The following is a 5,141-nucleotide window of genomic DNA, read 5'->3' as shown; positions in this document are numbered from 1 at the left end:
TCAGACCGGCCAGATGCGATTTCATGTCCCAAATACCGAGGTGAATAATCCAGGAATAAACATCACTTGCGCGAGCCTTCACCGCTTGGTTCAGCCACTCCAATAAATCTTCCATGTCAATTCCCCCTCACTTAATAAATATGCAAAAAAGGCGAAAAAGTTTTATTACAATTTTGCAGCTCAAAATGACCTATACCAATTTATTTAATTTTGCCATACCAATTAAATTTATATTTGACATTAACCGATACGAAAGGTATAGTTTGACTCGTACTTCAGAAAACCAATTTTAAAAATCAATCTAGTCCAATTCTAGAAAAACTTAAATGTGAGGTCCTTGACTATGTGCGGAATTGTTGGTGTCATCGGTCGCGACGACGCGACGCAAGTATTGTTAAACGGTTTGGAAAAACTTGAATATCGCGGCTATGATTCTGCCGGTGTTTATGTCAATGATCAAAACGGTCACGATTACTTGGTCAAACGCGTCGGCCGGATCAAAAACCTGGAAGCCGCTTTGACCCCTGAAATTCAAGGCAGCATCGGCATCGGCCACACTCGCTGGGCGACTAACGGTGCACCAACTGAAGCCAACGCCCATCCCCATGTGTCAAACGACGGTCGCTTTTACTTGGTGCACAACGGCGTGGTCACCAACGCCCAAACCTTGCGTCAAGAATATTTAACCGATGTCGAATTGCACTCCAGCACCGATACTGAAGTCGTCGTGCAATTGATCGCCTTGTTCGCCCAACAAGATGGTTTAGACGCCAAAGCAGCACTGCGCAAAACCTTGAAGTTGGTTGAAGGCTCTTATGCCTTTTCCTTAGTCGACCGCAATCAACCTGATGCCTTGTATGTCGCTAAAAACAAAAGCCCCTTATTAATCGGCAAAGGCGACGGCTTCAACGTGGTGGCTTCTGACGCTTTGGCGATGCTTGATGTCACCAACCAGTTTATCGAAGTCAAAGATGAAGAAATCGTCACCTTGACTAAAACTGATATCACCATCGAAAACTTGGCTGGCACGCAGATCCAACGCAACGCTTTCACAGTGAAAATGGATGCCGCCGATCTTGGCAAAGGCACATATCCTTTCTACATGCTCAAAGAAGTCGACGAACAACCCGTCGTGATGCATCGCTTAGCCGAAAAATATCTCGACGCCAAGGGCAACGTGGTTTTACCTGCCGATTTACTTGACGCTTTAAAACAAGCTGATCGGCTGTATATTGTCGCCGCAGGTACCAGCTATCACGCTGGCTTGGTCGGCAAGCCTTTATTTGAACAACTCGCCGGCATTCCGACTGAAGTGGTGTTAGGCAGTGAATTCGGCTACCACATGCCAATGTTGTCCAAAAAGCCAATGTTCATTTTCTTGAGTCAAAGTGGTGAAACTGCCGATTCTCGTCAAGTTTTGGTGAAAACCAAAGCCCTCGGCTACCCAGCTTTGACCATCACCAACGTTGGCACCTCAACCTTGGCGCGTGAAGCGGACTTTGCTTTGGAACTTTACGCCGGTCCTGAAATCGCCGTGGCTTCCACCAAAGCTTATACGGCGCAAATCGGCGTGGAAGCGTTAGTCGCTAAGGCCTTAGGCACAGCGTTTAACCAACCTGCCGCCAAACAATTTGATGTGGCCCATCAATTAGCCTTAGCCGCTGACGGTCAACAAGCCTTGATCGATCAAAAAGAACACTTGCATGACTTGGCCAAAGACATGTTTGCCACCACTCGCAACGCCTTTTTCATCGGCCGGGGCACCGATTATTTTGTCAGCTTGGAAGCAGCTTTAAAGCTTAAGGAAATTTCTTATGTCCAAGCAGAGGGCTTTGCTGCTGGTGAATTGAAACACGGCACCATCGCCTTGATCGAAGACAACACCCCAGTGGTCGCCTTCATCACCGATCCTGTCACTGCCGAACACACCCGCGCCAACGGGCAAGAAGTCCAAGCCCGCGGTGGGAAAGTCTTACATATTGCCGCCCACGACTTAGCCAAAGATGGTGATGAGCTGGTGATCGGCGATATCGATCCGCTGCTTTCACCATTAGTGACCATTGTTGCCGGTCAACTGCTAGCTTATTACACCAGCTATGATCGCGGCTACGACGTAGATAAGCCACGTAACTTAGCCAAATCCGTCACCGTTGAATAAAAAATTTCACCACCAGGCCGTGCTTGGTGGTGTTTTTTAATTTAGTGAAGTGCCGTTATGTGGTAAGCTGGGGGCATTGATTTTTGAAAGGATGACCCCATTGAAAACTCTGCATCGCTATATTTGGCTGATTTTAGCCTTAGCTGTCATCGCCACATTATTCGTTTCTTCCAGCATGACTTACAAACAACAAACTGCCGTCCCTTTTTTAGAACGCGTTTTAGCCAATGAACCCTTCAAAGCCCGCTTGTCGACGATCCACTTCACTTACGCCGGGGATCCGGTCAGTGTCCAAGAGAGTGGCTATTTCGCTTTTGTGGAATTTTTCATGCGCAAAGCGGCTCATGTCACCACGTATTTCTTGATTGGGCTTTTTGCTAGCATCGGCTTGCGCGAATTCGTCAAACCTACTTGGTTGCGCACTGTGCTCACCATTTTGAGTGCAGCTGGTTTGGCAGCATTTGACGAATTCCATCAAATGTTGACTGGCGGGCGCCAACCGACTTTTGACGATGTGATGCTCGATACCATTGCTGCGACCATCGCTGTGGTGATTGTCTTGCTAGTTTCTGGCTTACGGCGGCGAAAACCCGTTGTGAGACGGTGAGTTTTTTGGTACAATATTAACGTTTATGAGTTCCGAAACTTTAAGAAAAGAGGGTTAATAATTATGTCAGGACATTCCAAATGGCATAACATTCAGGGTCGTAAGAACGCCCAAGATGCTAAGCGCGGAAAAATTTTCCAAAAGATCTCCCGTGAACTTTTCATGGCAGCTAAGCAAGGTGGTTCCGACCCCAACAACAACCCGGCGCTTCGCTTAGTTATGGATAAAGCCCGTGCGGCTAACATGCCTAAAGACAACGTTAAGCGTGCCTTAGATAAAGCTGATGGCGGCGACGCTACCCGTTATGATGAAGTCACTTACGAAGGCTATGGCCCTGCAGGTATCGGTGTGTTGGTGCACGCCTTAACTGATAACAAGAACCGGACTTCTAGCTCCGTACGTGTGGCTATCACGCGTCACGGCGGCACCATGGCTGGTGCTGGTGCGGTTTCCTTCATGTTCGACCGTAAAGGTATGTTTGTGATCGACCGCGAGGATCTCGACATGGATGAAGATCAAATGTTTGAAGCTGTCTTAGATGCTGGTGCTGAAGACTTGCAAACCACTGAAGATGAATTCACGGTTTACACGGATCCTAAAGACTTCACCGCTGTGCGTGATGCGCTTGAAGCACAAGGCTTTACCTTCTCCACTTCTGAATTGACCATGGTGCCTCAAAACACTGTGCCAGTTCCAGAAGACAAGCTGGAATCTTTCCAAAACATGCTCGATGCTTTGGAAGATGATGATGACGTGCAAAACGTTTACACCAGCGCCGAATGGCCAGACGAAGCTTAATTCGTCAATGAACCGATCTGCAATTGCAGGTCGGTTTTTTTGATGCCATAAATTCATTGATGAAAGGCTTTACTTGCCAATCAGGTTATGGATAATTAGCTTTATAATGGAAGAATTTATTCATAATCCAACTTATTGGAGATGTTGAAGCGATGCCAACCCAACATTTTACTGCTGATAGTCCGCGTGGGATGTTTATCATCTTACCTTTGAAATACGATCAGCCGCTCGACTTAGCTCACCTCAAAAGTGACCGGCTTGGATTGCCAATTATTCAAAACTCCCCGCAGTTTTACTCAACTGATTTCATTCAACTGATGAACCATAAGTGTGCCGAAAACGAAGGCTTCGTGCGACGTTGGGTGCTTGATCTACCTGCTGACACAATTGTATTAGACGCACCGTTTACCTTCAGTGATTTTCAAGTGTTTATCTTCAACAATGGGATCGCTTTTGTTACAGCATTTCTTCAATATACGAACGCAGACGTCCACGCCGTTTATGAGTTCTTGCAACCAGGCTACACGAAAAAAGTTGGTGCAACTTTGCGTGAAGCCTTTATCGAACAAATTGAAGTCAAACTCATCAACAAACTTCATCCACACCTGACGTGGTTTACCGATGATTATCGTTGTCCCGAAACCGATGACGGTAGTGCCCTGACCAGCTATCGCTCTGATTTAATCACCAAAGATGCTTACCGGCTCAACGTTGCCTTTGCTGATCAACGCTTTTCTTCGCCAGAAGCCATTCAGCAGCCCACCTACAACCTCCATCGCATGGTGGACTTGAACCGTGATTTCACTGACACGTCAGAACACGACTTGGCTTACGTCACCGGTGCTAAGGATGTCGACGACGAACAGTACGGCTGGGGCTGTGCGATCACCTCACAAGAAGCCTCTTAATATTTACGCGACTGATGATCTCAATGCTTCGTTACCTGATGCTGCCAGTGATGATTTATTGCTTTGCATGTTGGTGATGTACCAAAAATACGAAAGCATGAATATCAACGAGAAAATCCACTCTCGCTATATGAAAGCCGATGAGCGTACCCCGGCAAGCGTTCGTGATCTCAAGCAAGAAGCATTGAATTTAATTGCTTACGAAACACTCGCACCTTCGCAAATTTCACGATGGAATAATGTCAGTGAAATCTACCGTAATCTCCTTGATTTAACTGGCGTGAATGAAACCATCGCTGAAGTTAAAGACAAAATCACGCTATTGACCGACGAACAGGACCGTCGCGACGCTGCACGAGACAATGCCATCAGTATGGTAATCACTGTGTTTGGGCTAGTTTCGATTATTTCGGCAATTTTGCAAACTGTGGATTATTTGGATAGTCGCTCGCCGGTAATGTGGGTCAGCTTTATAGGATCACTGGCAGTGGTGTTAGTGTTTGGGATTTATTTGGGGATGCGGTGGACGCGGAAGAGAGGATGAGAAAACTTGACTAGTTCAAATGCAGTATCAACGTCTCCGACAAACATGGATATATTCAATTATTTTATAGCTTTGATTTACAATTTAAGTGCAAGATGATAAGTGCAAGAAAAAGGACTCATAGCT

5 protein-coding genes are annotated in these 5,141 nt (G+C 46.4%); all 5 read left to right on the top strand.

From position 1 onward, the window contains the following. The first annotated feature begins 343 nt into the window (after positions 1 to 343). On the top strand, positions 344 to 2,158 hold the full coding sequence (gene glmS, locus FD01_RS04720) for a glutamine--fructose-6-phosphate transaminase (isomerizing) (protein WP_054719438.1): 1,815 nt from the start codon (positions 344 to 346) through the stop codon (positions 2,156 to 2,158). A gap of 100 nt (positions 2,159 to 2,258) precedes the next feature. Next, the gene (locus FD01_RS04715; RefSeq protein ID WP_404820720.1) at positions 2,259 to 2,765 is read left to right on the top strand and encodes a VanZ family protein; all 507 of its coding nucleotides are present in this window, start codon (positions 2,259 to 2,261) and stop codon (positions 2,763 to 2,765) included. Positions 2,766 to 2,828: 63 nt separating this feature from the next. Then, positions 2,829 to 3,563, top strand: coding sequence for a YebC/PmpR family DNA-binding transcriptional regulator (locus FD01_RS04710; RefSeq protein WP_054719441.1), 735 nt, complete (start codon positions 2,829 to 2,831; stop codon positions 3,561 to 3,563). Positions 3,564 to 3,715: 152 nt separating this feature from the next. After that, complete coding sequence (locus tag FD01_RS04705; protein ID WP_056962888.1) at positions 3,716 to 4,471, top strand: hypothetical protein; 756 nt, start codon at positions 3,716 to 3,718, stop codon at positions 4,469 to 4,471. 76 nt (positions 4,472 to 4,547) lie between these two features. After that, complete coding sequence (locus FD01_RS04700) at positions 4,548 to 5,015, top strand: hypothetical protein (RefSeq protein WP_156647271.1); 468 nt, start codon at positions 4,548 to 4,550, stop codon at positions 5,013 to 5,015. The last annotated feature ends 126 nt before the right edge of the window (positions 5,016 to 5,141 follow it).

Origin of the sequence: Lacticaseibacillus manihotivorans DSM 13343 = JCM 12514 (assembly GCF_001435035.1) — a bacterium.
In the GTDB taxonomy this organism is placed as follows: domain Bacteria; phylum Bacillota; class Bacilli; order Lactobacillales; family Lactobacillaceae; genus Lacticaseibacillus; species Lacticaseibacillus manihotivorans.
This window is presented reverse-complemented; position numbering and strand designations above follow the sequence as displayed.

Coding starts and splice junctions, on each gene's coding strand:
- glmS (WP_054719438.1), top strand. CDS start 344: ATGTGCGGAATTGTTGGTGTCATCGGTCGCGACGACGCGACGCAAGTA.
- FD01_RS04710 (WP_054719441.1), top strand. CDS start 2,829: ATGTCAGGACATTCCAAATGGCATAACATTCAGGGTCGTAAGAACGCC.
- FD01_RS04705 (WP_056962888.1), top strand. CDS start 3,716: ATGCCAACCCAACATTTTACTGCTGATAGTCCGCGTGGGATGTTTATC.
- FD01_RS04700 (WP_156647271.1), top strand. CDS start 4,548: ATGTACCAAAAATACGAAAGCATGAATATCAACGAGAAAATCCACTCT.